This window comes from Bartonella chomelii, from assembly GCF_014138465.1.
GTDB lineage: Bacteria > Pseudomonadota > Alphaproteobacteria > Rhizobiales > Rhizobiaceae > Bartonella > Bartonella schoenbuchensis.
The window spans coordinates 361,275-387,786 of record NZ_JACJIR010000002.1 but is presented as its reverse complement, the minus strand read 5'-3'; the positions used below and the strand labels follow the sequence as shown (position 1 = coordinate 387,786).

Annotated in this window: 27 protein-coding genes and 1 pseudogene; 14 read left to right on the top strand and 14 right to left on the bottom strand. The window is 37.5% G+C overall.

Annotation, left to right across the window (positions count from 1 at the left end):
* Window positions 1–76: 76 nt before the first annotated feature.
* The 3 genes from fabA to fabI are packed head-to-tail and all read left to right on the top strand — an operon-like array spanning window position 77 to window position 2,732.
* The gene (gene fabA / locus GGR10_RS04010; RefSeq protein WP_007476100.1) at window positions 77–586 is read left to right on the top strand and encodes a 3-hydroxyacyl-[acyl-carrier-protein] dehydratase FabA; all 510 of its coding nucleotides are present in this window, start codon (window positions 77–79) and stop codon (window positions 584–586) included.
* A 56-nt stretch (window positions 587–642) separates the two neighbouring features.
* Window positions 643–1,863 carry a beta-ketoacyl-ACP synthase I gene (fabB, locus tag GGR10_RS04005; RefSeq protein ID WP_182480012.1) on the top strand — a complete coding sequence of 407 codons (1,221 nt, stop codon included), beginning with the start codon at window positions 643–645 and terminating at the stop codon, window positions 1,861–1,863.
* Window positions 1,864–1,913: 50 nt separating this feature from the next.
* A complete protein-coding gene (fabI, locus tag GGR10_RS04000) occupies window positions 1,914–2,732 on the top strand; it encodes an enoyl-ACP reductase FabI (RefSeq protein WP_078689345.1) in 819 nt (272 codons plus the stop codon).
* A gap of 145 nt (window positions 2,733–2,877) precedes the next feature.
* On the opposite strand, the gene cyoD is transcribed toward fabI, so the two are convergent.
* The 11 genes from cyoD to GGR10_RS03945 form a co-directional block, all read right to left on the bottom strand.
* Window positions 2,878–3,456 (bottom strand): cytochrome o ubiquinol oxidase subunit IV, encoded by a 579-nt coding sequence (gene cyoD, locus GGR10_RS03995; protein WP_182480011.1) that lies wholly within the window; start codon window positions 3,454–3,456, stop codon window positions 2,878–2,880.
* On the bottom strand, window positions 3,456–4,121 hold the full coding sequence (locus GGR10_RS03990) for a cytochrome (ubi)quinol oxidase subunit III (RefSeq protein WP_182480010.1): 666 nt from the start codon (window positions 4,119–4,121) through the stop codon (window positions 3,456–3,458). The genes cyoD and GGR10_RS03990 overlap by 1 nt, the downstream gene beginning before the upstream one ends.
* Window positions 4,118–6,136, bottom strand: coding sequence for a cytochrome o ubiquinol oxidase subunit I (gene cyoB, locus GGR10_RS03985; RefSeq protein ID WP_182480009.1), 2,019 nt, complete (start codon window positions 6,134–6,136; stop codon window positions 4,118–4,120). The genes GGR10_RS03990 and cyoB overlap by 4 nt, the downstream gene beginning before the upstream one ends.
* Window positions 6,137–6,211: 75 nt before the next feature.
* Window positions 6,212–7,183 (bottom strand): ubiquinol oxidase subunit II, encoded by a 972-nt coding sequence (cyoA, locus tag GGR10_RS03980; protein ID WP_182480008.1) that lies wholly within the window; start codon window positions 7,181–7,183, stop codon window positions 6,212–6,214.
* A gap of 129 nt (window positions 7,184–7,312) precedes the next feature.
* Window positions 7,313–7,768, bottom strand: coding sequence for a type II 3-dehydroquinate dehydratase (gene aroQ, locus GGR10_RS03975; RefSeq protein WP_182480007.1), 456 nt, complete (start codon window positions 7,766–7,768; stop codon window positions 7,313–7,315).
* A gap of 22 nt (window positions 7,769–7,790) precedes the next feature.
* On the bottom strand, window positions 7,791–8,963 hold the full coding sequence (gene recF / locus GGR10_RS03970) for a DNA replication/repair protein RecF (RefSeq protein ID WP_182480006.1): 1,173 nt from the start codon (window positions 8,961–8,963) through the stop codon (window positions 7,791–7,793).
* Window positions 8,964–8,975: 12 nt separating this feature from the next.
* Complete coding sequence (gene dnaN, locus GGR10_RS03965; protein WP_182480005.1) at window positions 8,976–10,097, bottom strand: DNA polymerase III subunit beta; 1,122 nt, start codon at window positions 10,095–10,097, stop codon at window positions 8,976–8,978.
* A gap of 193 nt (window positions 10,098–10,290) precedes the next feature.
* Window positions 10,291–11,865 (bottom strand): chromosomal replication initiator protein DnaA, encoded by a 1,575-nt coding sequence (gene dnaA / locus GGR10_RS03960; RefSeq protein ID WP_182480004.1) that lies wholly within the window; start codon window positions 11,863–11,865, stop codon window positions 10,291–10,293.
* Between the two features lie 691 nt (window positions 11,866–12,556).
* Window positions 12,557–12,823, bottom strand: a complete 267-nt coding sequence (gene rpsT / locus GGR10_RS03955) for a 30S ribosomal protein S20 (protein WP_007476123.1) — start codon at window positions 12,821–12,823, stop codon at window positions 12,557–12,559.
* Between the two features lie 215 nt (window positions 12,824–13,038).
* Window positions 13,039–15,726, bottom strand: coding sequence for an aconitate hydratase AcnA (gene acnA / locus GGR10_RS03950; RefSeq protein ID WP_182480003.1), 2,688 nt, complete (start codon window positions 15,724–15,726; stop codon window positions 13,039–13,041).
* A gap of 17 nt (window positions 15,727–15,743) precedes the next feature.
* Complete coding sequence (locus GGR10_RS03945) at window positions 15,744–15,908, bottom strand: hypothetical protein (protein WP_176692428.1); 165 nt, start codon at window positions 15,906–15,908, stop codon at window positions 15,744–15,746.
* A gap of 110 nt (window positions 15,909–16,018) precedes the next feature.
* Here GGR10_RS03945 and ccmA point away from each other — a divergent pair, with 110 nt between their 5' ends.
* Genes ccmA through GGR10_RS03920 form a run of 5 tightly spaced genes read left to right on the top strand, consistent with a single transcriptional unit; the run spans window position 16,019 to window position 18,969 of the window.
* On the top strand, window positions 16,019–16,630 hold the full coding sequence (ccmA, locus tag GGR10_RS03940; RefSeq protein ID WP_182480002.1) for a heme ABC exporter ATP-binding protein CcmA: 612 nt from the start codon (window positions 16,019–16,021) through the stop codon (window positions 16,628–16,630).
* Window positions 16,631–16,643: 13 nt separating this feature from the next.
* Window positions 16,644–17,306 carry a heme exporter protein CcmB gene (gene ccmB, locus GGR10_RS03935; protein WP_182480001.1) on the top strand — a complete coding sequence of 221 codons (663 nt, stop codon included), beginning with the start codon at window positions 16,644–16,646 and terminating at the stop codon, window positions 17,304–17,306.
* Between the two features lie 45 nt (window positions 17,307–17,351).
* A complete protein-coding gene (locus GGR10_RS03930) occupies window positions 17,352–18,101 on the top strand; it encodes a heme ABC transporter permease (RefSeq protein WP_182480000.1) in 750 nt (249 codons plus the stop codon).
* 18 nt (window positions 18,102–18,119) lie between these two features.
* A complete protein-coding gene (gene ccmD / locus GGR10_RS03925) occupies window positions 18,120–18,371 on the top strand; it encodes a heme exporter protein CcmD (RefSeq protein ID WP_182479999.1) in 252 nt (83 codons plus the stop codon).
* A complete protein-coding gene (locus tag GGR10_RS03920; protein ID WP_182479998.1) occupies window positions 18,346–18,969 on the top strand; it encodes a DsbE family thiol:disulfide interchange protein in 624 nt (207 codons plus the stop codon). Before ccmD ends, GGR10_RS03920 begins: the two co-directional genes overlap by 26 nt.
* Window positions 18,970–19,833: 864 nt before the next feature.
* On the opposite strand, the gene GGR10_RS03915 is transcribed toward GGR10_RS03920, so the two are convergent.
* Window positions 19,834–20,367, bottom strand: a complete 534-nt coding sequence (locus GGR10_RS03915) for a GcrA family cell cycle regulator (RefSeq protein ID WP_010703258.1) — start codon at window positions 20,365–20,367, stop codon at window positions 19,834–19,836.
* A 438-nt stretch (window positions 20,368–20,805) separates the two neighbouring features.
* Here GGR10_RS03915 and GGR10_RS03910 point away from each other — a divergent pair, with 438 nt between their 5' ends.
* From GGR10_RS03910 to GGR10_RS03900, 4 genes and pseudogenes are all read left to right on the top strand, one after another.
* Window positions 20,806–21,993 carry an aspartate aminotransferase family protein gene (locus GGR10_RS03910; RefSeq protein ID WP_182480094.1) on the top strand — a complete coding sequence of 396 codons (1,188 nt, stop codon included), beginning with the start codon at window positions 20,806–20,808 and terminating at the stop codon, window positions 21,991–21,993.
* An 18-nt stretch (window positions 21,994–22,011) separates the two neighbouring features.
* A pseudogene (locus GGR10_RS07020) lies at window positions 22,012–22,392 on the top strand (Rossmann-fold NAD(P)-binding domain-containing protein); the annotation flags it as partial.
* Window positions 22,378–22,701: a Rossmann-fold NAD(P)-binding domain-containing protein gene (locus GGR10_RS07015; RefSeq protein ID WP_422614299.1), complete on the top strand. Its 324-nt coding sequence runs from the start codon at window positions 22,378–22,380 to the stop codon at window positions 22,699–22,701. The pseudogene GGR10_RS07020 and the gene GGR10_RS07015, both read left to right, overlap by 15 nt.
* Before the next feature lie 29 nt (window positions 22,702–22,730).
* Entirely contained in the window at window positions 22,731–23,744 is a 1,014-nt protein-coding gene (locus GGR10_RS03900; protein WP_182479997.1) for an Hsp33 family molecular chaperone, read from the top strand.
* 86 nt (window positions 23,745–23,830) lie between these two features.
* Here GGR10_RS03900 and GGR10_RS03895 read toward each other — a convergent pair whose 3' ends face one another.
* A complete protein-coding gene (locus GGR10_RS03895) occupies window positions 23,831–24,415 on the bottom strand; it encodes a Smr/MutS family protein (protein ID WP_182479996.1) in 585 nt (194 codons plus the stop codon).
* Between the two features lie 59 nt (window positions 24,416–24,474).
* Complete coding sequence (locus tag GGR10_RS03890) at window positions 24,475–25,167, bottom strand: Tim44/TimA family putative adaptor protein (protein WP_182479995.1); 693 nt, start codon at window positions 25,165–25,167, stop codon at window positions 24,475–24,477.
* A gap of 183 nt (window positions 25,168–25,350) precedes the next feature.
* Here GGR10_RS03890 and GGR10_RS03885 point away from each other — a divergent pair, with 183 nt between their 5' ends.
* The gene (locus GGR10_RS03885; protein WP_182479994.1) at window positions 25,351–25,848 is read left to right on the top strand and encodes an FxsA family protein; all 498 of its coding nucleotides are present in this window, start codon (window positions 25,351–25,353) and stop codon (window positions 25,846–25,848) included.
* A gap of 134 nt (window positions 25,849–25,982) precedes the next feature.
* A complete protein-coding gene (secB, locus tag GGR10_RS03880; protein ID WP_010703251.1) occupies window positions 25,983–26,459 on the top strand; it encodes a protein-export chaperone SecB in 477 nt (158 codons plus the stop codon).
* Window positions 26,460–26,512: the final 53 nt, after the last annotated feature.

Genomic DNA, 26,512 nt, shown 5'->3' with positions numbered 1-26,512 from the left:
TTCCTTCTCCCTCAAATTTGCTTTAAAAATAAGTTGAAAAGGCACAATGAAACACACGGAGATAAATGGAGTAACAATGGCTGAACAAAAGTCTCGCTACACTTATGAAGAGCTCCTAAGCTGTGCTCGCGGTGAAATGTTTGGTAAAGGTAATGCGCAATTACCTGCACCACCAATGTTAATGATTCACCGAATCACCCAAATTAGTGAAACTGGTGGTGAATATAATAAAGGGATAGTCCGTGCGGAGTTTGACATCACTCCAGATCTATGGTTTTTCGATTGTCATTTTATCGGTGACCCTGTCATGCCAGGATGTCTCGGCTTAGATGGACTATGGCAATTAACAGGTTTTTTTCTTGGTTGGTTAGGTGAACCAGGAAAAGGGCGTGCTATATCGACAGGAGAAACAAAATTATCAGGCATGGTTACTCCGCAAACTCAACTGCTTGAATATGAAATCAATTTTAAACGTATTCGACGTGGGAATTTGGTCTTAGGAATAGCAGATGGATGGGTGAAGGCAGATGGAAAAGCCATTTACAAAGCCAATGATTTACGCGTTGCTTTATTTAAAGAAGACTAACATTATTCCATCAGAAAAAACATTTTGTTGTGCTCTATTGAACTAAGGAGGTGTGAATGCGTCGAGTTGTTGTAACCGGAATGGGAATTATCTCCTCAATTGGAAACGGACTTCAAACTGTTTTAACAAGTTTGCGTGAAGCAAAATCAGGAATTTCTTATGCACCCGAATATGCTGAATTAGGCTTTCGTAGCAAAGTTTATGCCAAACCAAATGTAAATATAGAAGAATTGGTTGATCGACGAGCCATGCGTTTTCATGGTCATGGAACAGCGTGGAATCATATTGCTATGGATCAAGCAATAGCCGATGCAGGTTTAGAACCTAGTGAAGTATCAAATGAGCACACTGGTATTATTATGGGTTCTGGAGGACCTTCCACTCGTTCAATCGTTGAAGCTGCCGATATTACACGTCAGAAAGGCCCTAAACGCGTTGGTCCTTTTGTGGTACCTAAAGCAATGAGTTCCACAGCAGCAGCAACTCTTGCAACGTTCTTCAAAATTAAAGGAGTAAACTATTCGATCTCTTCAGCTTGTGCTACATCCAATCATTGCATTGGCAATGCTTATGAGATGATACAATACGGCAAACAGAATCGTGTCTTTGCAGGAGGTTGTGAAGATTTAGATTGGACGTTATCTGTTTTATTTGATGCCATGGGTGCTATGTCTAGTAAATATAACGACACACCAGAAAAAGCTTCACGTGCGTATGATATCAATCGAGATGGATTTGTTATTGCTGGTGGCGCTGGTGTTTTGGTTCTTGAAGAGTTAGAAATAGCCAAAGCACGTGGCGCAAAAATCTATGGTGAAATTGTTGGTTATGGTGCTACATCTGATGGGCATGATATGGTTTCTCCATCCGGTGAAGGAGCAGAAAGATGCATGCGCATGGCACTTGCAACCGTAAAAAATAAAATTGATTACATCAATCCCCATGCAACAGCAACGCCTATTGGTGATCCCCCTGAAATAGAAGCAATCCGCCAGATTTTTGGGACAGGTGATCAATGCCCACCAATTTCTGCTACAAAATCTTTAACAGGTCATTCTTTAGGTGCAGCAGGTGTTCAAGAAGCGATTTATACATTGTTAATGATGAATCATAATTTTATTTGTGAGAGTGCTCATATTGAAGAACTTGATCCCGCTTTTGCTGATATGCCGATTGTCCGGAAACGCCGTGATCACCAAGAATTAAATACTGTATTATCAAATACATTTGGTTTTGGAGGTACCAATGCAACGCTTGTTTTCCAACGTTATACGTAAATGATGATTCTTAACTGATTGACAATGGCACGATCTTACGGAGAAATAATATGAAAGGTTTGATGGAGGGCAAGCGTGGCCTCATTATGGGGATTGCGAATGATCATTCAATTGCTTGGGGCATTGCATGTCAATTAGCAGAAGAAGGAGCTGAACTAGCATTGACTTATCAAGGAGATGCTTTTGGAAAACGCGTTCAACCGCTTGCAAAAAAACTTGGCTGCAAATTATTACTTGAGTGTGACGTTGAAAAAATTGAAAATGTCGACCAAGTTTTTGAATATTTAAAAAAAGAGTGGGGGTCGATTGATTTCGTTGTCCATGCCATTGGCTATTCAGATAAAACACAATTAAAAGGGCGTTATGTTGATGTTACAACCCGCGAGAATTTTACTCGCACAATGGTAATTTCAGCTTATTCTTTTACAGAGATCGCTCAACGCGCGGGTAAGCTTATGCCCAATGGTGGAACACTTTTAACACTCACTTATGGAGCTTCACAGCAAGTTGTTCCTAACTACAATATCATGGGCGTTGCTAAAGCAGCCTTAGAAGCTATGGTGCGTTATTTAGCTGCAGATTTTGGTCCTCAAAATATCCGTGTCAATGCAATTTCAGCTGGTCCTGTTAGAACCTTAGCTGGCAATGGCATTGCAGCTGCAAGAGCAATCTTTTCATATCAACGTCGCAATGCACCACTCCGCCGCACTGTAAACATTAATGAGATTGGGAAATCTGCTCTTTATTTGCTTTCTGATTTATCATCAGGTGTTACTGGAGAAATCCACTATGTTGATTCAGGATACAACATTATGTCCATGCCAACACTTGAAGAACTAAAACAAAGTGAAGAAACTCAAGGAGAATAATGGTTTAGACATTAGAAAAAAGTAGAAACACTTATTCAATAATTCCTACAAATTCCTGCAAAAATATTTAAGCCTATAAATTATTTAAGAGAATGATTCCTTTTACTATAGAATCATTCTCTTTCTCTTTTAAAATGAAAGCATTCTAGTCATTAAAAGACGATGAATCTTTCAATGCTGGTTCTTCCGGATTTTGTGCATTTGATGCCGGTTCTTGCACACCTGGTGCTAATTCCTCCTGCTGTTGCACACTTGACGCCGGTTCCTGCACACCTTGCACTGGTTCTTCCGGCTCCTGTATTGATGTTTGCTCCTCCTGTTCTTGCATACTTGATGCAGGCCCTTCTGGCTCAGTTACATTCATTTCTAATACTTCTGGCACAATAATGCGTCCTGAACCACCCATCATATTATAATTCAAATGAGAAATAGCCCACCACGTTCCCCCAATAATAATGAAAACGCACATAGCTGCAAACCATAGAGTTATCCAATTCCACTTAGCATCTGGACCAGAATTCAAGTGCAAAAAGAAAACAATCTGTACGACAATCTGGATCAGCGCCATACCAATGAGATAAATAACTTTCGTACTAACCGCCCAACTGTCCAACATCCCATACATTACAGGAATAAAAGAACCTAAAGTAAAAAAAACAGCCAGAATAAAACCAACCAAATAAGAGATAGTACTTGGATTATGTGCTTTGTCATGCATGCTCATTACAGTGCTCCTAACAAGTAAACCATAGTAAAAACACCAACCCAAACAATATCAAGCAAATGCCAGAAAATTGAAAGGCATGTTAAACGTGTTTTGTTATTCTGATCCAAACCACTACGACATAGGTGAAAAAACATCACAATCATCCAAAGTAGACCAACACTTACATGGAGACCGTGCGTACCAACCAAAGCAAAAAATGCTGACCAATAAGCAGACAGAACTTCTCGCCCAAAAAGCTGCGTACCTGTCGTCAAATCAATACCAGCATAAGCGCCAGCATCATAATAATATACCTCACTCAAAAGTTCATGAAATTCATAAATTTCCATCCCAATAAAGCAAGATCCAAGTACAAAGGTTATAGCCATCCATAAACGTACGCCAGCCAAATTACCCTTGTGAGCTTGTACCATTACAAAGCCGTAGGTAATTGATGACAACAACAAAATAGCAGTTTCAACCAACACAAAGTTTAAATCAATAAACTCACTGCCTGCTTTACCTCCACCATAAGAAGCAGAAAATACAGCAAAACTTGAAAAAAGCGTCGCAAACACGATCAAGTCCGAAAGGATATAAATCCAAAATCCAAATATCATTACCGAACTATTGTCGTGGTGATGTTCATCCGTGCAAACATTATTCATTGTTACCGCACTCATGCTTTTACTCCTTGTTCTTTAAGAACAGCTGTGAAGGTGTCTTCTGTTTTCTGTACTTCTTCAGCTGGAATATAATAACCATGATGATCGCCCATTAATGAATGGCAAACAATTGTTGCAATAAAGCCAATCACCCCAATCGCAACAAGCCACAAAATATGCCAGACAAGCGCAAAACCTACAATTAATGAGAATAAACCTGCAATAACTCCAGCTGATGTATTTGACGGCATATGGATTTTTGTAAATCCACTCGTTGGGCGCTGATAACCATTTTTCTTCATATCCCAATAAGCATCCTCAGCCTGCACCTCTGGAATAATTGCAAAATTATAAGCAGGAGGAGGAGAAGAAGCCAACCATTCAAGCGTACGTGCATCACCCCAAGGATCATTCGATGTTACTGGCAAACGCCCCTTATGCTTGATACCATACCAAATCGCCAAAAGAACTTGGAGCACAAAACAAAGGATACCAAGAAGAATAATAAAAGCTCCAACCGCAGCAATAATAAACATTGGCTGCCAACTAGGTTCAATATAGTGTTGGAGACGACGCGTAGCACCCATTAAACCAAGTATATAAACCGGGAAGAAAGCAATGTAAAAACCAATAAACCAACACCAGAAAGATGCAATACCTAACATGCGGTTTGGTTTAACACCAAAAACTTTTGGAAACCAAAAAGCCAGACCACCCAAATAAGCAAAGACAACACCCCCAATAATTGTATGGTGAAAATGACCCACCAAAAATAGAGAATTATGAAATTGCCAATCAGCAGGCACAATCGCCATCAAAACACCTGTCAATCCACCACCAACAAATGTAAACATCATCCCCATACACCAAAGCATAGGAGGCTCAAAGCGAATCCGACCCTTATACATAGTGAGCAACCAATTAAAGACCTTAACACCCGTTGGAATCGCAATAATCATCGTTGCAACACCAAAGAAAGTATTAACAGCTTCACCACCACCCATTGTAAAGAAATGGTGACCCCAAACAATAAGTGAAAGAATCAAAATAACCAAAATCGCCCAAACCATTGAACTATACCCAAAAAGGCGTTTTGAAGAAAAAGTGGGTACGATTTCAGAAATAATCCCAAAAGCAGGGATAACTAAAACATAAACTTCAGGGTGACCAAAAATCCAAACATAATTAATCCAGACCATTGGATTGCCACCAGCTGCATTAGTGAAAAAATTCATACCCAAATAACGGTCACCTGCTAACAACGCAAACGCTACAGCTAAAACAGGATAAATAACTAAAATAAGAATATTGCTAACAAAAGCTCCCCAACAAAAAACGGGCATTTTCATCAATGTCATCCCAGGAGCGCGCATTTTAATAATAGTTGCAACAAAATTGATTGCTCCCATCGTTGTCGCAATACCAGAAAGCTGAAGTGACCACAAATAATAATCGACACCTGTATCTGGACTACTTTGTAACTCTGAGAAAGGTGGATACATCAACCAACCACCACGACCAAAATTGCCAACTCCAAGAGATATATTCAGCAGTATTGCTCCCGCAACCGTAATCCAAAATCCTAGATTATTTGCAAACGGAAACGCGACATCACGAGCACCGATTTGAAGAGGTATAAGGTAATTAAAAATACCAAACAAAATTGGTGTCGCCATGAAGAAAATCATAATAACACCATGAGCCGAGAAAATCTGATCAAAATGCTCAGGAGGCAAATAACCTGCTGTTTCATTACCAAGCGCCATAGCCTGATGTGTTCGCATCATAATCGCGTCAGCAAAACCACGCACAAGCATGATAATCCCGAGAACGATATACATAATACCAATGCGCTTATGATCAACTGTTGTAATCCAATTGCGCCAAAGAATTCCCCACCAGCCAAGCGCTGTTAAAGCAACAACAGCGACCAAGCCAATCACAGCAATTGCAATACATGTATGAAGAACAATTGGCTCATGTGTAAGTGCATGAAAAGCACCAGCCGTAGGATCCGTAAGTCTTCCAAACATTTCTCACCCCATATCCAATGAATTTTAGTTTTAAAAAACCTTTTTTAAAAAAGTTTTTTCTCGATTGATGCCTTCTTAAAGAACACCCGGATCAAAAACAGAACAAAGTGTACCCCAAAGTGTTTGAGCGGCAGCACGCTTCATTAAGTCTTCATTACATATCGTATTTTCATCAACACACCGGTTAACAATTCGATAATAAAGCCGTTCTTCAACAGGTGCAAAATAACGCACTTCAGCATCTTTTTCTTTCGCGACAACATCACCCATACGAGGTACACTTGAAAGTTGACGATAAGATGAACGATCAAGTTTTTGTCCACTCGCCCGAGCTTTAGCAATCCAATCATCGAAATCTTCTAAAGACACAGAATGCCATTGAAAACGCATACCTGAAAAACCATCACCACTATAGTTCGCCGAGCTCCCGTTGAATATTCCTTGCTCATCAGCTACTAAATGTAATTTAGAATTCATCTGTGGCATAGCATAAAGAACTGTACCCAGTTTTGGCACCCAGAATGCATTAACAGAATTTTCTGATGTTAACTGCAACAATACTTGACGACCTTCTGGCGCATAAATTTCATTGATCGACGCAACGCCATATTCAGGATAAATAAACAACCATTTCCAATCTAGAGCCACAACATCAACCTGCAACGGCTTTTCTTCGCCAGCAACATCTACTGGAAGTGGATTTGAAGGTTCAAGCCTATAAGTGTAATAGGCCGTCAATAAACCTAAAATCGCAACAATAACAATGGGAATACCCCACATAAAAGCTTCAATTTTATTTGAGTGCCCCCAATCAGGCAAATAATCTGCCGCTGTGTTCGATGCGCGATATTTAATAGCCAAAAGGACTACTGCAATCATCACTGGAATCACGACACAAAGCATAACAAGAACACATATAACAATTAAAGTAAGCTGTTGACGTGCAATATATCCCCCAGGTTGAAGAATATCCATTTTACAACCAGATAAAAGTAACGCTCCCCCTAAAATAGCAAGCATCTTAATTTGTTCAAAACAGTTTCTCATTCTGACCTGCCTGTTATATGTATTAATAAATTATCATAAAAACAGTAATAGTATTTTTATAAGTTATCTTACTCATTTGAAACAAATTATTAAGAAAATGTCAAACACACCTTATCAATATTGTCCAATTTATGCCTTTTTTATACCACATTTTAGCCGCTTGGCAATATAATTAAGTGCAAATAAATATCCTTCACCCCCACACCCGGCAATAACTGCATCTACCCCCATAGAAATATAAGAATGGTGACGAAAGGATTCACGCTGATAAATATTTGACAAATGAACCTCTACTATTAGCCCTGAAAACATTTTTAATGCATCAAGAATTGCAAGAGATGTATGACTATAAGCAGCTGGATTAATAATCAATCCAGCACTCGTTCCAGTTGCTGCTTGTATCCACTCAATCAATTGTCCTTCACAATTACTCTGATGAAACTGCACCGTTATTCCAAGGTTTACTGCATAATTCTTGCAAGACTTTTCAATATCTTCTAAGGTTTCACAGCCATAAATTTCTGGCTCACGTTTTCCAAGGAAATTCAAATTAGGACCATTTAAAACCGTTATAATTGCAGACACAACAAGCCTCTTTTTTCAATTATTACCCCATCACAAACTTTGAATAGGTTTCTTGCAGCAATAAAGCTCCATCTTCAATCTCAAAGAACTCTGCTCGTCCTTTTAAGGAATCAAACAAAATACGATCTGTTCCCGTCATAAATGTTTGACTGCCTAAATCATCAAGAATATCAAATAAAGCAGCACGCCGATGAGAATCAAGATGAGCAGCCATTTCATCAAGAAGAAGAATAGGTGTCATATTTGACATCATACCTGTTAAACGCGCATGACATAAAACTAAACCTGTCAACAAAGCCTTCTGTTCACCTGTTGAACAAGATGTTGCAGCTATATTTTTATCCGCATAAAAAACCTGTAAATCTGTGCGATGCGGTCCTTCTAATGTTCGCCTAGCAGCACAATCTACCGGGCGATTGCGACGCAATCGTTCTAAAAACTGCTCTTCAACCTCAATTGCTGATGTCATTCCAAGAGCTTTTTCCAAAAAACCATCAATTTGCAGAAAAGCCCGTGGAAAAGGTGTATAAGACGACGTTTGCTCAGACATATCATTCAAAAGCTGAATAACATCAACCCGTGCAGCTGCAATAGCTGTCGCAAGTTCAGCCATCTGCGCCTCTAAAGCATCAAACCAAACACAATCTTCATTTCCATCTAAAAACAAACGATTACGCGCGCGCATAGCCTTATCATAATCTGCAATACGCCGGCCATGTAAAGAATCAATAGCCAAAACCATACGATCTAAAAAACGACGTCGATCAAGTGAAGGCCCCATAAAAAGCCCATCCATAGAAGGAGTCAACACACTCACATGACAATAATCTGTCAAACAATCACACGACTCATGCACACCATTGATATGTACTTTTCGGCCACTATCACCAGTCTCTAAAGTCGTACCAATATTCACTTCACCATAAAGAGCACATTGGAGACGAGCAAATACAACAAATGCAGCCCCTCCACTCTTAGAAAAACTGATATCAGAATAAGCCGCACGCCGTAAACCACGACCAGGAGAAAGAAAAGATAATGCTTCTAAAAGATTAGTTTTACCAGCACCGTTATGACCAGTAAAAACTACATGCTGACCTGATAAATGAATATTGAAAGAGCAATAATTGCGATAATGCGTTAATTTCAGCTGCTTCACTGTTACCTTATGTACACGGCTAGCACTGCACTGCAAGACACACTATCCTTAAACACGAATAGGCATCAGCACATAAAGTGCAGCTGCATCATCACTTTCACGAATCAGTGCCGGTGCCCCAGCATCAGCCAGCATAAAAATCATTTCATCACTTGTAAGTTGTGCAGCAATATCTAAAAGATAACGTGAATTAAAGCCTATCTCAAGCGGATCAGATGTGTAATCTGCAACCAATTGATCTTCTGCACTTCCAGAATCAGGGTTATTAACTACAAGCTTTAGCTGCCCATTTTCGATTGTTAATTTTACCGCACGACCACGATCACTTGAAATTGTTGAAACACGATCAACTGCAGCAGAAAAATCCTGCCGATTGACAGCCAGCTTTTTATCATTGTGCAGAGGAATGACACGTTGATATTCTGGAAATGTTCCATCAATTAATTTCGATGTCAAAACCACAGACCCAACAGAGAAACGAATCTTTGTTTCTGAGAGTTCTATAGAAACATCACCCTCAGTTTCTTCGGAAAGTAGTTTTTGTAACTCTCCCACAGCTTTACGAGGAATAATAACACCCGGCATATCCTTAATTTCTGAAGGCGCCTCCATATCAACCTGCGCTAAACGATGGCCATCAGTTGCAACCAAACGCAACTTCAAAAGACCATCATCAACGACATGAAAATAAATACCATTAAGATAATAACGCGTTTCTTCAGTTGAAATAGCAAATTGCGTACAATCAAATAAGCGCTTTAAATCTGATGCCGATAAAGAAAAACGACAACTAAACTGACCTGGAAGTGACTCTGGAAAATCTACCTTAGGAAGACATTGAAGTTGGAAATTAGCACAACCAGAAACAACAGACATTGTATTTGCTTGATTGTTATCAACCTTTAGCACAATCTCACTTCCACTGGAAAGCTTACGAACAATGTCATAAAGCAAATGCGCTGGAACAGTTATTGCTCCTTCCTGCTCAACTTTAGCCAAAGAAGACTCTATAACTTCAAGATCAAGATCTGTTGCTTTTAATTGTACACCATCACCACTTGCGTTAATCAACACATTTGACAAAATAGGAATCGTATTACGACGCTCAACCACACGATGAACACGATTAAGAGACTTTAAAAATTGATTGCGGTCAATTGTAATGTGCATAAAAATCCCCGTTGATAATTTATTCATAACTATAGGAATTCGCTCAGCCAAAGCACTCGATTCATTTAAAGAATCATAGTCGAAGTTTATTCAACCTCTACTAAAATGGCAATAGGGCATCACACAAGCAAAAACGACTATTCTCACTGGATCTTTCCAACATATTAATAAATAGAATAAAAAATTATCAATGTTATACAGCCTGTTCTCCAATTAGTCGCTTAAGCAACTCAAGTTCTTTAGCTAAAGTCTGATCATCATAAATCAAATCTTCAATTTTGCGTACAGCATGTAAAACTGTTGTATGATCGCGCCCTCCAAAACGACGCCCAATTTCAGGCAACGAACGAGGCGTCAACACTTTTGCCAGATACATTGCAACTTGCCGTGGCTTAACAACCGTACGTGTTCGGCGATTGGATAATAAATCCTGCTTAGAAACGTTATAATGGCGTGCAACCGTACGCTGAATTTCTTCAATTCGAATACGTTTTGGCTCACCTGAACGTGTCAAATGACCTAATAATTCATTAACACGCTCTAAAGACAAATCAGATTCAAAAGACTGACGGAATAAAAGCTGATTAAATGCTCCTTCAATATCGCGCCCTGACCCTAAAATTGTTTTAGCAATATACTCTAAAATATCATTAGAAATTTCAATTGCACTATCATCTTGCCGTGCTACCTTCAATCGTTGCTGCAACATTTTTAAGCGCATTTCATAATCTGGCGCTTCAATTTCAAGAGCAACTCCCCCTTGAAGACGAGACCGAACCCGAAGATCAAGCGATTCCAATTCCGCTGGTGGACGATCTGCAGCCACGATAACCTGCTTTGCACTATCAAGTAACATGTTGAGCAAATGGCAAAATTCGTGCTGTATTGATTTACCCTGTAAAAATTGCATATCATCAATAATTAAAAGATCAATATCGCGAAGCTGCTCTTTAAAAGAAAGAGCATTATTATCACGAATAGCTGTCGCAAAACGCCACATAAAATATTCAGCAGTCAAATAAATAACCCGTGCTGGCGTTAAACGCTTCAAAGCGGCAGCTGCGATAGCTTGAAGCAAATGCGTTTTTCCCAAACCAACTGACGCATGAATAAAAAGAGGATTAAATCGTAACGCACTTTTATGCCCCTCTGCAATTGAACGCGCTGCAGCTAAAGCAACACGATTTGAAGCACCCTCAACAAAATTCTCAAAAGTATAACGCGAATCAAGTGGTGAACCAAAAATTCCTGCCTGAGAATTCTTGGCTGAATGCTCCACATAATTCTCAGCTAAAGATGAAGCATTCTGCTCCTCGGGAATTGCAATAACAGAGCTTCCATTTGTTTTGCATACTCCATTTTTTGAAACACGCTTTAAATCACGAACAATAACTTCAACCCGAAGAATCGCTGAATTTTCCTGTTGCCATAAACTGGTTAAAAGAGAACCGTAATGATTATTAATCCATGAACGCAAAAATGCTGTAGGAACAGAAAGTTTCACAAGATTGCGATTATACTCGGAAAGCTTCAAACGACCAAACCAACTGGTATAAGCCTCAACACCAACCCGCACTTTTAATTGCGCCATCACACGTGCAAAAGCAGCCGCACCTTCTTCTTCCAAAATAACTGAATGCTCTCCAAGAGTGCTTGTACCACCCATTTCATTTATATTCGTCATTTGATTTATTGCTCTTTCTGTCGACAGGACATCCACCGAAACCCTTTTCAAGGAATTAGCTCTAGAACTCAATTTATCCACCATTTTTTATTCCGATAAAAACTACAATCTTGTCCTGCCAGACAGCTAAATATCTACTTAGCCAAGGCAAGTGCTCCTTTCCCCAAATGAGATAATTCATCCTCCCCTAAGATAGCCTCATTACAACCTGACTAATAAAGATGACCAATAAGATTTATCTTTTACTGATTGTACGATATGCTCTTCAAGATGACAAAACATATCAATAAAGAAACCAAAAAAACTCACACGAAAACTCGCTTAAGCTAAAGCATTCTTCACCTAACACGCTATAGCATCTAGCTGATGTAAACCTTGTGCATTTTCAATTTCTATTAAAGACCATACAAAACAGAAGAGGTAAAATGCAAGAGGCCAAAATAAAATCGAAAGACCATTAAAATCCGCAATAATTTTGTAATCGTAAAAAACAAATAAGAAAGTTCATTGATTCAACTCACTTTTTCTTTACGAAAAATTTACTACTAATGTAAAAAATCATTCATTTAAAAAAAAAATAAAAAAAGCTTGACAAGAAAAGACTCTATCACAATCCACAAGGCTTGTGGATAACTATCTTAACATTATAAATTTATTCTATTTTTTAACAGTAATAACCATCGTATAGCTTTTATAAAAAAGCATCATGTTTGAAAATAAATAAAAAAGCCAGCACCTGTTCGGTACTGACTTAATTTGATAAATTGAAAAAAATTTAGGCGCTAAAGGCTTTTAAGCGTTTCGCTAAACACGACACTTTTCGTGCTGCAGTATTCTTATGAAAAACCCCTTTAGAAACCGCACGCATAATTTCAGGTTCAAAATTTTTAAATGCTACTTCTGCAGAAGCTTTATCACCGCTAGCTAAAGCATCATTAAATTTACGAATAAAAGTGCGAACACGTGAACGGCGGGCCTTATTGACCTGCGTACGTGCTGCGATCTTGCGCACCGCTTTTTTGGCTGAAAGTGTATTCGCCATCGTATCTTTCTCTTTCAACTAATCAGTAAAAATTAACTCAACAAAATATTTTACTGAAATAAACAAGTCTAAGCTCTAAAGCTGTTCATTATTGCTGCTCTTATAACGTAATCTGAAAACAAACGTCAATTAGATTCTCAAAGATGAACCTAAAAATCAGCAAAATCCCTCTTTGAAACCCTACTTAAACACACTGTTAAACAGATAAATTTTATTTAACCTGCCAAATTACGCAAAACATAATGCAAAATGCCACCATGATGCAAATAATCTAACTCATCCTCAGTATCAACACGACATAATAATGGTACAATTTTCACCACTCCATTAGAAAAAGTAATTGTAGCTGTAGTCTTTTGACGAGGTTTCAAATTATCGATTCCTTCAATCGTTATTTGTTCATCTCCTTTTAAATCAAGCGATTGCCAACTTGCACCCGCTTCAAATACAAAAGGAACAATACCCATACCAACAAGATTAGACCGATGAATACGCTCAAAAGATTGAGCAATCACTGCTTTTACACCAAGAAGATTAGTACCTTTAGCTGCCCAATCACGAGATGACCCGTTACCATATTCAATACCAGCAAAAATAATGAGCGGAACTCCTTCTTGCTTATATGTCATTGCTGCATCGTAAATTGTTGTTTCCTCTTTGGATGGATAATGAACTGTATAACCTCCTTCACGACCACTTTCTCCCAACATAAAATTACGAATGCGAATGTTAGCAAAGGTCCCACGCATCATAACTTCATGATTTCCACGACGGGTTCCATACTGATTAAAATCAGCCATTTTAACACCATGACCAGTCAAATATTGCCCCGCAGGCGAATCAACCTTAATAGAACCAGCAGGAGAAATATGATCAGTCGTAATTTTATCACCAAACAAACCTAAAATTCGTGCATTTTTAATATCTTCTAATGCACCAGGAACTTTCAGCATACCGTCGAAATAAGGCGGATTACGTACATAAGTTGATTGATCATCCCAAGAATAGGTAACACCAGAAGACACTTGGACTTTTTGCCAATTTTCATCTCCCTTAAACACATCTGCATATTTCTCAACAAAAATCTTACGAGTAACATTTTCTTCGATAAATTCTTGTATTTCTTTAGAAGTAGGCCAAATATCTTTTAAGTAAACTGGCTGACCATCCGAACCTCTACCAAGAGGTTCTTTGGTTAAATCTTTGCGTACCGTCCCCATAAGAGCATGCGCTACAACTAACGGTGGTGAAGCCAAATAATTTGCTTGCACATCAGGCGATACACGCCCTTCAAAGTTACGATTACCTGAAAGGACTGCTGAAGTAATTAAACCATTATCGTTTATCGTTTTGGAAATGGCTGGCAGCAAAGGACCAGAGTTCCCGATACATGTCGTGCATCCAAACCCAACTAAGTTAAACCCTAAAGCATCCAAATCTTTCTGAAGACCTGAACTAAGAAGATAAGCTTCAACTACCTGTGAACCAGGCGCAAGAGAAGTCTTAACCCATGGCTTGGTTTTGAGACCTTTTGCTACAGCATTACGTGCCAAAAGGCCAGCAGCAATAAGAACACTTGGATTTGATGTATTCGTACAAGAAGTAATCGCAGCAATCACCACATCTCCATGACCGAGCTCATACTCCTCACCCTCAACCTTATAACGGTCATTTTGCCCAGTAGTTTTCTTATAATCCTGGACCAATGCCGTCTCAAAACCTTGGCCCACATCTTCCAATGGAACCCGCCCTTCAGGACGTTTAGGGCCAGCCATAGAAGGCACAATGCTTCCCATATCTAATTCAATTACATCACTAAAAACAGGATCAGATCCTGTTTCATCACGCCACATCCCTTGTGCTTTAGAATAAGCCTCCACCAAAGCAATCCGACTTTCATCGCGCCCTGTCATATCAAGATAGCGTATTGTTTCTTTATCAATTGGGAAAAAACCACAGGTTGCCCCATATTCAGGCGCCATATTCGCAATTGTCGCCCGATCAGCAAGCGTCATATACTCTAAACCAGGACCAAAAAATTCAACAAATTTACCAACAACACCTTTTTGGCGTAAAATTTGTGTTACCCTTAGAACTAAGTCAGTAGCAGTTACACCTTCTTTCAGTTTTCCCGTTAAATGAAAACCAACAACTTCAGGTAATAACATTGAAACTGGCTGTCCCAACATGGCAGCTTCTGCTTCAATACCGCCAACACCCCAACCTAAAACACCCAAACCATTCACCATGGTTGTATGCGAATCAGTTCCCACGCACGTGTCAGGATAAACCGTCTGACAACCATCCCTATCGTTCATCCATACACATTGCGCTAAATATTCTAAATTGACCTGATGACAAATCCCTGTTCTGGGAGGAACAACACGAAAATTTTTAAACGCTTTCTGCCCCCATTTAAGAAAACGATAACGCTCGCCATTGCGCTCATATTCACGTTCAACATTTTTCTTAAATGCCATTGAATTGCCAAAATTATCAACGATAATTGAGTGGTCAATGACGAGGTCAACAGGAATGAGAGGGTTAATTTTTTCAGCGTCTCCTCCCAATTTGACCATAGCATCGCGCATTGCAGCCAGGTCAACAATTGCAGGGACGCCAGTAAAATCTTGCATAAGGACGCGTGCAGGGCGATAAGAGATTTCTGCACCAGCACTGCCTTTATCATTCAGCCAATGAGCAATGTTTAAAATATTTTCTTTTTTAACTGTACGGCCATCTTCAAATCGTAGCAGATTTTCGAGAAGAACCTTCATGGAAAATGGCAAACGAGAAACACCTTTAAGGCCGTTTTTCTCTGCTTCAATCAAACTATAATAAACGTATTCTTTGCCACCAACATTTAAAGTTTTACGACAATTAAAACTATCAATTTGAGACATGATTGTTCATCCTTATATTATATATTCACCCATTTTCCGGAATGAACAACACAAACTACAGATATAAATGCAGCTTGAATACGAATGCAGTCACTTCCGCTATCCATTCCCCGCCTTCTTCGGTCAATTCGCAAGCTCGATCCTAAAATCCATTCTACATCGACAACTGATAGAACATACACCTTATAAAACTATTCCTAGAACTATTCTAGATACAATTACATAAAAAACGTGTTTTTTATTTTACAATGTAATAAAAGCTATAGAAATAATAAGAATAACAGGCAATCACATGGTGTTATTAGGTAAAAATCTAGCAGCACGTAGAAATGAAGAAATTTTATTTCAAGGCTTTTCTTTTTGTCTACTCCCACAACAACTCATGACAATTACAGGCCCAAATGGCATCGGAAAATCAACATTGTTGCGAATCATTGTCGGCCTTCTTGAAGCTGCTGAAGGCCATGTCATTTTTAAAGAACATACACAAACATATCCCTTAGCCAGTGTATGTCATTATCTTAGTATTCAAAATGCTATGAAATCCTCCTTATCAGTCATTGATAATTTGCAATTTTGGGCAGCATTTTACGGTCAATATCTGCGTACGCCCCATGAAGCCCTTGCAGATGTTGGTCTTTCTGATCTTGGGCACCTACCTTTTCGCGTTTTATCAACTGGGCAAAAAAGACGCGTAGCTATTGCTCGTCTTTTGCTATCCTATCGTCCTGTTTGGATTCTAGATGAACCAACATCTGGTGTTGATAGCCATACCCAAATCATTTTCGCAAATCTTTTTCAAAATCATCTCAACCAAGGTGGCATGATTATTGCTGCAACCCATATACCCCTTGGTCTTCCAGAAAACTACACGATTGCCCTAGAGCATTTTCTACCCTTATAAAGAGAAAGTATAAATGAAAGCATTATTCTGGCGAGATCTTAAATTAACCTTAGAACCACAAGTTTCTTCACTAACAGAGCTCTTATTTTTTATTGCTGTTATGATGATTATTCCTTTTGCCATCGGACCAGATCCAGATATTCTCGCACGAATAGGTCCAGGTATATTATGGCTTGGTGCTCTTCTAGCTAGCCTACTTAACCTTAATAAACTGTTTCAAATTGATCATGATGATGGCAATCTTGATCAACTTATTCTTGCCGCTCACAGACAAAGCTTAACACTTATTGTTTTTACCAAATGCCTTGCCCATTGGGCAGGCACTATGCTGCCTCTTATTCTTGCTAGCCCTATTTTAGCATTTATGCTCCATTTAGATACTAAAACAACTTTCGCAACGATGCTCACCCTTTTATGTGGAACACCTGCTATCATTTTTATTGGTGCCATTGGTGCAGCATTGGCAATATCATTGCCGCACAGTACTATCCTCACTTTCATTATTATTCTGCCATGGACAATTCCAATCATGATTTTTGGTGTTGCAGCTTCTACAGCCCCAATAATACCAAATATCTTCTTTACTGCCTTGGCTTTTCTTATTGCTTTCTCACTTTTTTTAAGTGTCTTTAGCTCTTTTGTCGCAGCTATAACACTGAAATATTTATTAGAATAATAAAAGATAATTGCTGCAAAACTAAAGTTTGCTTATTATAAACTTATGAATGAATTACCACGTCAAAAAAATACGAAGCTTTTCCTCATAAATTCAACTCGTTTTATGGAAATCAGCAGTGCTGTTTTGCCTTGGTTAACCAGCGCAACAGTGCTTTTTCTTATCTTAGGATTAGCTCTTGTTATACATTCTCCCGATGACTATCAACAAGGTATTACTGTTAGGATTATGTATATTCATGTACCTTTTGCGTGGCTATCTACAATTTGCTACATTATGATGAGTGCCGCTGCACTAAGCAGTCTGATTTGGAATAATTGTCTTGCTGATATAGCACTCAAATGTAGTGCTCCCATTGGAGCAATCTTTACAGCTTTAGCCTTAATGACAGGAGCCCTTTGGGGACGCCCCACATGGGGAACATGGTGGGTATGGGATGCTAGATTAACATCAGTTTTAATCTTATTTTTTATTTATCTTGCTATTATCACGCTCGCTCGTGCTTTTGATAACCAAGTAAAAGCTGCACGTGCTACAGCGATTTTAACACTGGTTGGATTAGTCAACATCCCCATTATTAAATTTTCCGTTAATTGGTGGAATACGCTTCATCAATCAGCATCACTTTTACGTTCAGGTGGTACAACAATTGATGGCCCCATGTTATGGCCACTTATAACTATGATGTTTTGTTTTATTCTTCTATTTATCTTATTAAACTTAATGGCCATGCAAAATGAAATTACTCGTCGTCATATTCAAGCACTCCAAACTAAAATAACCCGTCGTACTTAACACTAAAGCTTCTTTACCATGCCCAACTCAAATAATATGCAAAATAAACTTTTAGAAAATTTTTCTCAGCGCATTGATTTTCTGCTTGGCACTCTTCACCATGAACAAACTGTTATTTTAAGTTACATGCTTTCTGCAATTACTCTGCTTTGTTTTATTGGGCATATTCTCCGTAAAGGAGCCCATCAAAGAAAAATCTTGCAACAACTACAAGCAAAAGAGTTTATTTTGGAAAAAAAATGCGATGAAAACAACTCCATCCAAATGTAAAAAAAGTATATCTTTATCTATTTTATTTGGCCTTCTTGCGCCATTTTTGCTCTTTCTTCTCCTGATCTTACTGCTCTTTAGCTCTATAAAAAACAAACACTCTAATGATCTCTCCCTCACCCCAAATATATTAATTGGAAAACAAGCTCCCAAAACTAACCTTCCCTTGTTAAACAAAGACGATTATTTAAATTCAGAACAGTTTAAAGGACGCATAACATTAATTAACTTTTGGGGATCCTGGTGCCCACCCTGCCGTGAAGAACATCCCGTCCTTATGAAAATCGCAAAAGATCATCGTTTTGATCTTATCGGAATTAATTTTAAAGATAACAAAGAAAATGCCAAACGTTTTTTAACTCATTTCGGCAACCCTTTTAAACTTATCGGTTTTGATGTTTCAAACCATACAGCCATTAACTGGGGCGTATATGGACCACCGGAAACCTTTGTTCTGGATAAAGAAAGCATCATCATTGCCAGGCATATCGGCCCTTTAACATGGCAAATTTATCAAAAAGAAATTCTGCCAAAAATAGAAAAAGCTATAACTGTCAAAGGATCTTCTAACGATAAATTATTTATTTCACCCAAATAAACAATTTTACTCTTTTGGTGCTTTATTAAGAAATAAAACAAATAAGAAATTATTTTTGATTTAACTCATTTCTATATTAAAGTGGACATTTCAGCTTTCTTACGGAACCTTAAAATTAGTTTACATACTGTATGTTTAGTTTAGCTTTATTCTCTTGATGTGCACTTTTTATACAAGCACAGACTTTATCTCTTAAATCACTATAACTTGGTTAACACCACAACCCACACATGATATTACTCATTCTACCCTATGAACCGTAATCTCAAACAATTCAACCAATCATGTTAATATGCAATAATGGGCCTTATTGCTGTAATATCAATAATAACCTCAATTAACATATATAGTTAACAATTAACAAAGGACCTCTATGAATAAGAAGCAATAAAACTGCTTAACAACTAATAATAATTAAATACGCACAGTTAGTTCTTTGATATAACCACCAAAACTTTCTTGAACTTCCTATTAACTTTTGTTTTAGGAGAATTTTTTTATCATAAAAGTGCATCAAAAAATAAAAAAGTAAATATCAAATACACCAGTTGAATGATACAATTTAGCCTTAAGAATCAAGAAATATCTACAGATAACAAAACATCCGCGGAATAATGAAATTTTGTCTAAATTTTGCGATGATTTATATACACACACCAATGCGTATTATCTATTATCATTCGAATAATCACGAAAAGTGAAATTTGAACCCTAAAGATTCCAATAAAAATTTCACATCCATTTAAATATATATCCTCACAAAAGATCTCTTTTATAAGATCCAGATTTAAAAAATAATTTCTTACTTTTTTAACTAAAATTCACTTATAAAATACAAACTCTGATATAGGATAATACCTTTAATTATATTCTTACTCGCCGTTTTTCTGATATTGGTTGAAACGCTATTTTGGCATGAAAAGCGCAATAAGGGTTACCTTCACCAGAATCAGCGCCACAAAAATGAAAATCTGATGACAAAGGATCTCCTACTGGCCATCTACATGTATTTTCACTCAATTGCAAAAGATTAAGATGACGTGAAATAGGAACAACCACTTTTGATTGCTCTAGAACATCAACTGCTTCCACATCCTCAGCTATAAAATCCATTTTCAAAGCTGTAGCTCCAACACTGCAAGAAATAGCATTTTCTGGAACTACAGAAGATGCAGCACGGCGCATTCGTGGTATCGATGAACCAACGCCTGTTGATGTTTTTTGTACACGCGATATCACAGGTGTTGTTTTACCACGCCCTGGTAATTTTAGCCGATGCACTTTACCGATCACTGCATTTCTGCTAACCCCACCTAGTTGAGCTGCGATCTGACTTGCACTTAGACCCTCACTCCAAAACTTCTTAAGAAGTTCAACGCGTTCACATGTCCAGCCCATACAAGAACTCCTTTCTGATTATATCATTGAAATGCATCTTTATCGCATTTTCAAATGTCTTAACTTTATTTTAAACAAATTTTTATATTTTAAAATCAAGCGCAAAAAGATCTCTTTTGATTCGTAGATTTACAAACGTAAATACAATTTCGTTTGCTTATTTAGACTATAATATGCACTGACTCTATGACAAGAGCCTTTACCTTCTGAAATGTCTTTTTAAAAAGTTTTCCCCAACTTGCGAATCAATCATAGACAAAATCCTTTCTTTTGCTCCAACCTTTTGATGTAAACATACCTTTTAGAAACCTTAATTGACTTTTTATAAATTGGCGCGATAGTTTATCAATAATTTTGAAGTACCGATTACATTGCATTGATAAGCGTAGCATTATTTATTCATCAGATTGCGGTGCTTAAGAAATAAAGGAAATAATGATGGGAAGCACCTCTACACAATCACTTTATAATAATTATGCTCGACGTAATTTGTGTTTTAAACAAGGCAATGGTGTATGGCTTATTTCCGACAAAGGAGAGCGTTATCTTGATTTTACATCTGGCGTTGCTGTCAATGTTTTAGGATATGCTCATCCAAAACTAATTGATGCTCTTAAAATAGAGGCTGAAAAACTTTGGCATATTTCCAATCTTTTTCAATCACCTGAACAAGAAACACTTGCTACACGTCTTTGTGCAAATAGCTTTGCTGACAAAGTTTTTTTCTGTAACTCTGGTGCAGAAGCATTAGAGTGTGCATTTAAAACTGCACGACATTATCACTACGCAAATGGTCAACCAGAACGTTTTGAAATTATTACTTTTGAAGATGCATTTCATGGCCGTACACTTGCAACGCTTGCTGCTAGCGGACAAAAAAAATATCTTGAAGGTTTTGGCCCTAAAGTAAGTGGTTTTATTCAAGTTCCCTTTGGGGATGAAAAAGCTTTACGTAGTGCCATTAATAAAAATACTGCAGCCATCCTTATTGAACCCATTCAAGGAGAAGGGGGGCTTCGAGTAGTACCTCTTGAAACTCTAAAACTTTTACGCAAACTATGTGATGAAAATGGTCTGTTATTGATTTTAGACGAAGTTCAAACTGGTATTGGACGAACAGGTAAACTTTTCGCTTATGAATGGAGTGATATTACACCTGATATTCTCACTCTAGCAAAAGGGCTAGGTGGTGGCTTTCCATTAGGGGCTTGCCTTGCAACAGATAAAGCTGCAAAAAGCATGACACCGGGAACCCATGGTTCAACTTTTGGGGGCAATCTTCTTGGTATGGCTGTTTGCAATAGTGTTCTTGATGTTGTGTCAGAGCCTGGTTTTCTTAACCACGTTCAACACGTAGCTCATCAGCTAAAACAAGGGCTTTTAACTATTCTTGAAACTTATCCTGATGTTATTTGCTCAGTTCAAGGAAAAGGCCTTATGACAGGTATCCAGTGTATCGTCCCCCAAAATGATGTCATCACTGCATTGGAAAATGAATATATTTTAAGTGTTAGTGCCGGCAACAATTTTGTGCGTTTCTTACCTCCTCTCATCATAACTGAAGAAGAAATACGTGAAGGTCTGCACCGTATTGAAAAAGCAATTGCTCATCTTTCAAATTCATAAAAAAATAAATGTAATCTCATGATAAATGCTCTTTGCTATTTTTTTGACTTATCCATTTTAACCCCACAAACAGCACGCACTATCATCGATTATGCCGCAATCCTTAAAACAACTTTCAAAGCAGGGCAAAATTCAAAACCCTTTGTTGGTAAAACATTAGCAATGATTTTTAAAAACCGTCCGTCCACACGCACTCGCATTTCATTTGATATCGGCATGCGATAGCTTAGTGGAGAAACGCTTATGTTAACTGGTTCACAGATGCAACTCAGTCACAGCAAAATCATTGCTGATACAGCACGAGTATTATCGCGTTTTGTAGACATCATTACACTAAGGACTACAGTACACCATCGAATGCTCAAATTAGCACAACATGTTCAAATTCCTGTCATTAACGCCTTCACAGATGATACGCATCCTTGCCAAATTCTAACAGATATTCTTACTTATGAAGAGCATCGTGGACTAATTTCTGGCAAAATATTTGCTTGGATGGGAAACGGTAATAATATTCTTCATTCCTTAATCAAAGTGACAGCCCTTTTTAACTTTCATCTACGCATTGCCATACCCAAAGGCAGCAAACCACAAACAAAACATGTTGAATGGTCACGTAAACGGGGTGCTCATATTACACTTACTAACGATCCCCAAAAAGCAGTTCTTGCTTGGTGTTTACATGACGCATTTTTCTCTACACAATAACTTATTCAAAATCATAAAAAGTCAAAGACATGAACGCTGAAAGCAAAAAAACCAATAACGAAACTTATTCTAATGACATCTTATTGAATGGAGATGATACTGTTATTCCCTTTCAAGTTGAAGAACTTGACGTGCGTGGACGTATTGTACAACTTGGAGAAGCTGTAAATTCTATTCTTACAAGTCATCAATATCCTGAACCTGTCTCTTATCTTTTGGCAGAAGCTTTAGTTTTAACCGTTCTGCTTGGAACATCACTCAAAATTAAAGGGAAATTTATCTTACAAACTCACTCTAATGGACCAGTAAATATGCTGGTATGTGACTTTACTACTCCCTCTCAGCTGCGTGGTTACGCTCGCTTTGATGAAAAAAGTTTAAAACAAGCAATAACCAACGGTCAAACATCTTCAGAAATGCTGCTTGGCAAAGGAACCTTAGCATTTACCATCGATCAAGGTTCCCATACGAAACGCTATCAAGGAATTGTCGCATTAGATGGATCAAACCTACAGGAGGTTGCCTGTACTTATTTTGATCAATCAGAACAAATCTCCACGGATATTCGTTTGGCAGTCGCCATGTTAATCAATCATGATCACCAAGGAAAATTAACAAAAACCTGGCGAGCAGGGGGTATTTTAACCCAACTTTTGCCTCAAGCATCACCCCATCATAAAACGCATATAGCACATAAACAAGTAAAAGAAACCAAAACTCATGCCCAACTTAAAGATCAATGGCAAGAAGTTAAAGTACTCACTAAAACCATTGAAAATGAAGAGCTTACAGACCCTCAAGTTGGTCCTAAACGGTTACTGTTCCGTCTTTTTCATGAACAAGGCGTTACAGTTTTTAAAGCCTCTTCTATTGTAGCTCAATGTTCTTGCTCGCGCCAAAAAATTAAAATGATATTAGATAAATTTTCTACTGAAGAACGTGCTCAAACAATCGAAAACCAACAAATTTCAGTCACATGTGAATTTTGTTCAACAGTCTATTATTTCAAACCACAAGAATTTTCTGAAACAGAACACGAATGATCTCTACTTATAACAAAGAAGAGTTGTTTCTTCTTAATTCAACAATAAACATGATTTGCACAATTTCACTAAACACAGCATCATAACTATTTCCCCTTATGTAAACTGCGTAACCGGATATAAAGTGCGCCATTTCCACCATGCTGACGAGAAGCTTTCTCAAAAGCATGAATATAATACCGAAAAATTGGTGTTGATAACCAATAAGGAACATACTGACATAGAACGCCATTACTTCCATGTGATTGGCCTTTTCCTGTAATCACTAGAACATAGCGCAATCCACGCTGTTGAGATGATTGTAGAAATTTTTTCAAGAAAAAATAGGCTTCATCCTGTATAAAACCATGAAGATCAATACATGCTTCTATAGGATAGTGACCCTTTGCAATTTTACGATGTGTTGCACGATCGAAAAAATATATTTTTTCTGTTTGTTCTATCATCCCTCTACTGTTTTTAACCATCGTTAATTGTTTTTGATTTTGTTGAGAAAATGAAAGAACATGTTCTTCTTGCAGTTTTTTATGTTTGGTATTTTGAATATCTCCTCTCATAAAAGGAGAGCTTCTATCATGAAGTGGTATCGTAGTACGACAAACCTTCTCCCACAAAAGGCTATCTTCTAACACCAATAACTTATGCCCCTCCTCCTCTTGACCTCTAGCCATTTTGACCCTGCAATTTTCTTGAATTTAATTTAAAAAACTCAAATAAACGAACAATCGTTTTAATCTCCATCTTCTGTTGCAAAAAGTTTCCAATTTGGATCTTGTGATAAACTGTTGCGAACAAAGGTCCAAACATCTTTAATTTCTACAATAGCTTCAGGATCACCATCTATACATTCGTCTTGCTTATTATAAGTTACAGAAATAATTTCACTCACAATAAGCACAGTTAAAAACTCTTCATTTTTTTGCATTTCTGCTGCAACAAATTCAACTTTATTAATCCCGACAAAAGTAAATTCGACTTTCTCTTCTCTCTTCTCGCGCTGCTCAATAGCTACACAAAAACTTTCAAAAACATCTTGAGAAAGCAACTTTTTAAGCTGATCACGATCGCCTTGTGCAAAAGCTGTCATAATCATCTCATAAGCAATTTGAACACCATTGACAAAAAATTGAGGAGAAAAATTAGAATCAGCCTGACAGATAGCCCGTAAACCATCATTCAATGCGCTTCCTTCTGGTGCAATTGCATCAATTTCGCTAAAATCTTTCTTTTGCGCGTTAGCCTGATGAGGAAACGAATGACTATGATCGACTGTTTCTGTTTCAATCTGCTTTTTAGAACAACCAGAATAAGGATCAAAGGGAGGTCTTTCAAAACCAGTCCGTTTTCCTAATACATTACGCAGTTGCATAAAAACAACAACCATAACAACAAGAGCTATTACAAGTACAACATCAAATTCCATGGGTGCTGTCAATCTCCAAACTTAAAGTGATCTGCAATAAACATTGCAGTTAATATTATTTATTAATAAATATATAAATTAAATAAATCTACCATTCAAATAGTGTTTATGGTCTCTAATTTAAGTTGAAAAGACACTATATATAAATTTTCCTATAAAAAATCTTGAGAAGGGAAGTTTCGTGTGACAAAATTCTATCATATAAAGCCTCGCTTTTTTGTGGTTATTGTCCTTAGCGTTCTTTTTGTCGAAATTGCCAGTTTTATTGTTGTTGGGAATGAAATCGGAATTTTAGCAACTTTAAGTTTAATCCTTTTAACAATGATAATTGGAAGTATTTTATTACGTAGTCAGGGTATTAGCCTTTTAAAAAATATACAACGAGAACTTATTCAAGGGACTATGTCAGAATATTATATAGCTGATGATGTCCTCATTATTATTGGTGCGATTTTACTTATTTTTCCTGGTTTTGTAAGCGATATTTTAGGAATATCACTCCTTATAAAACCTATACGTATCTTTATCCGTTTCCTCTTTTTATCATTAAAAAATAAAATTAATGCTAAAACCAGTGCCAATACCCAAAATAAATCTGAAAAAATAATTGAGCTTAATGCAGAAGATTATCAAAGCTATAATATCAAGGAATCTCCTTGGCGTATAAATGATGATCATTAAAATATAAAAAAGCGACAACAAACCAAAAAATAACGAAGACAAAAGAACGTTTCTTGTAACCTTGCACAAAGCATGGTAACCACTTTATTTTGAAACCTGAAAAATATATGCATTCCATATGAAAGGTATTTAATATGGCCGAAGGTGAAATAAATAATAAAAATGCAGGGCCAGTTTTTGCTGTATTGACTCAGTACTTAAAAGATTTTTCATTCGAAAATCCAAACGCCCCTCAGTCATTGCGTCCACGAGAAAAAGCACCGCAAATTGATATTAACATAAATGTTGATGCCAACCCAGCTGGCAACGATAATTATGATGTAACCTTATCACTTTCAGTCAAAGCCTTTGATGATGCTGAAATATTATTTCATGTAGAACTAATTTATGGTGGTATTTTCCATATTAAAAATATTCCACAAGAACACGTTATGCCATTAGTCTTTATTGAATGTCCCCGTCTTTTGTTTCCCTTTGCTCGGCAAATTATATCTGATGCTACTCACAATGGTGGTTTTCCACCCTTGCGCATTGATCCTATCGATTTTGCAGCTTTATTTCAAAAGCGTATTGCTGAAGAACAAAAAAATAACTCAACACAACCATCTTAAAAATTGTTTTAAAACAGATGCGATCTATTTTTGGTTTTCCAATATCAAAAAGA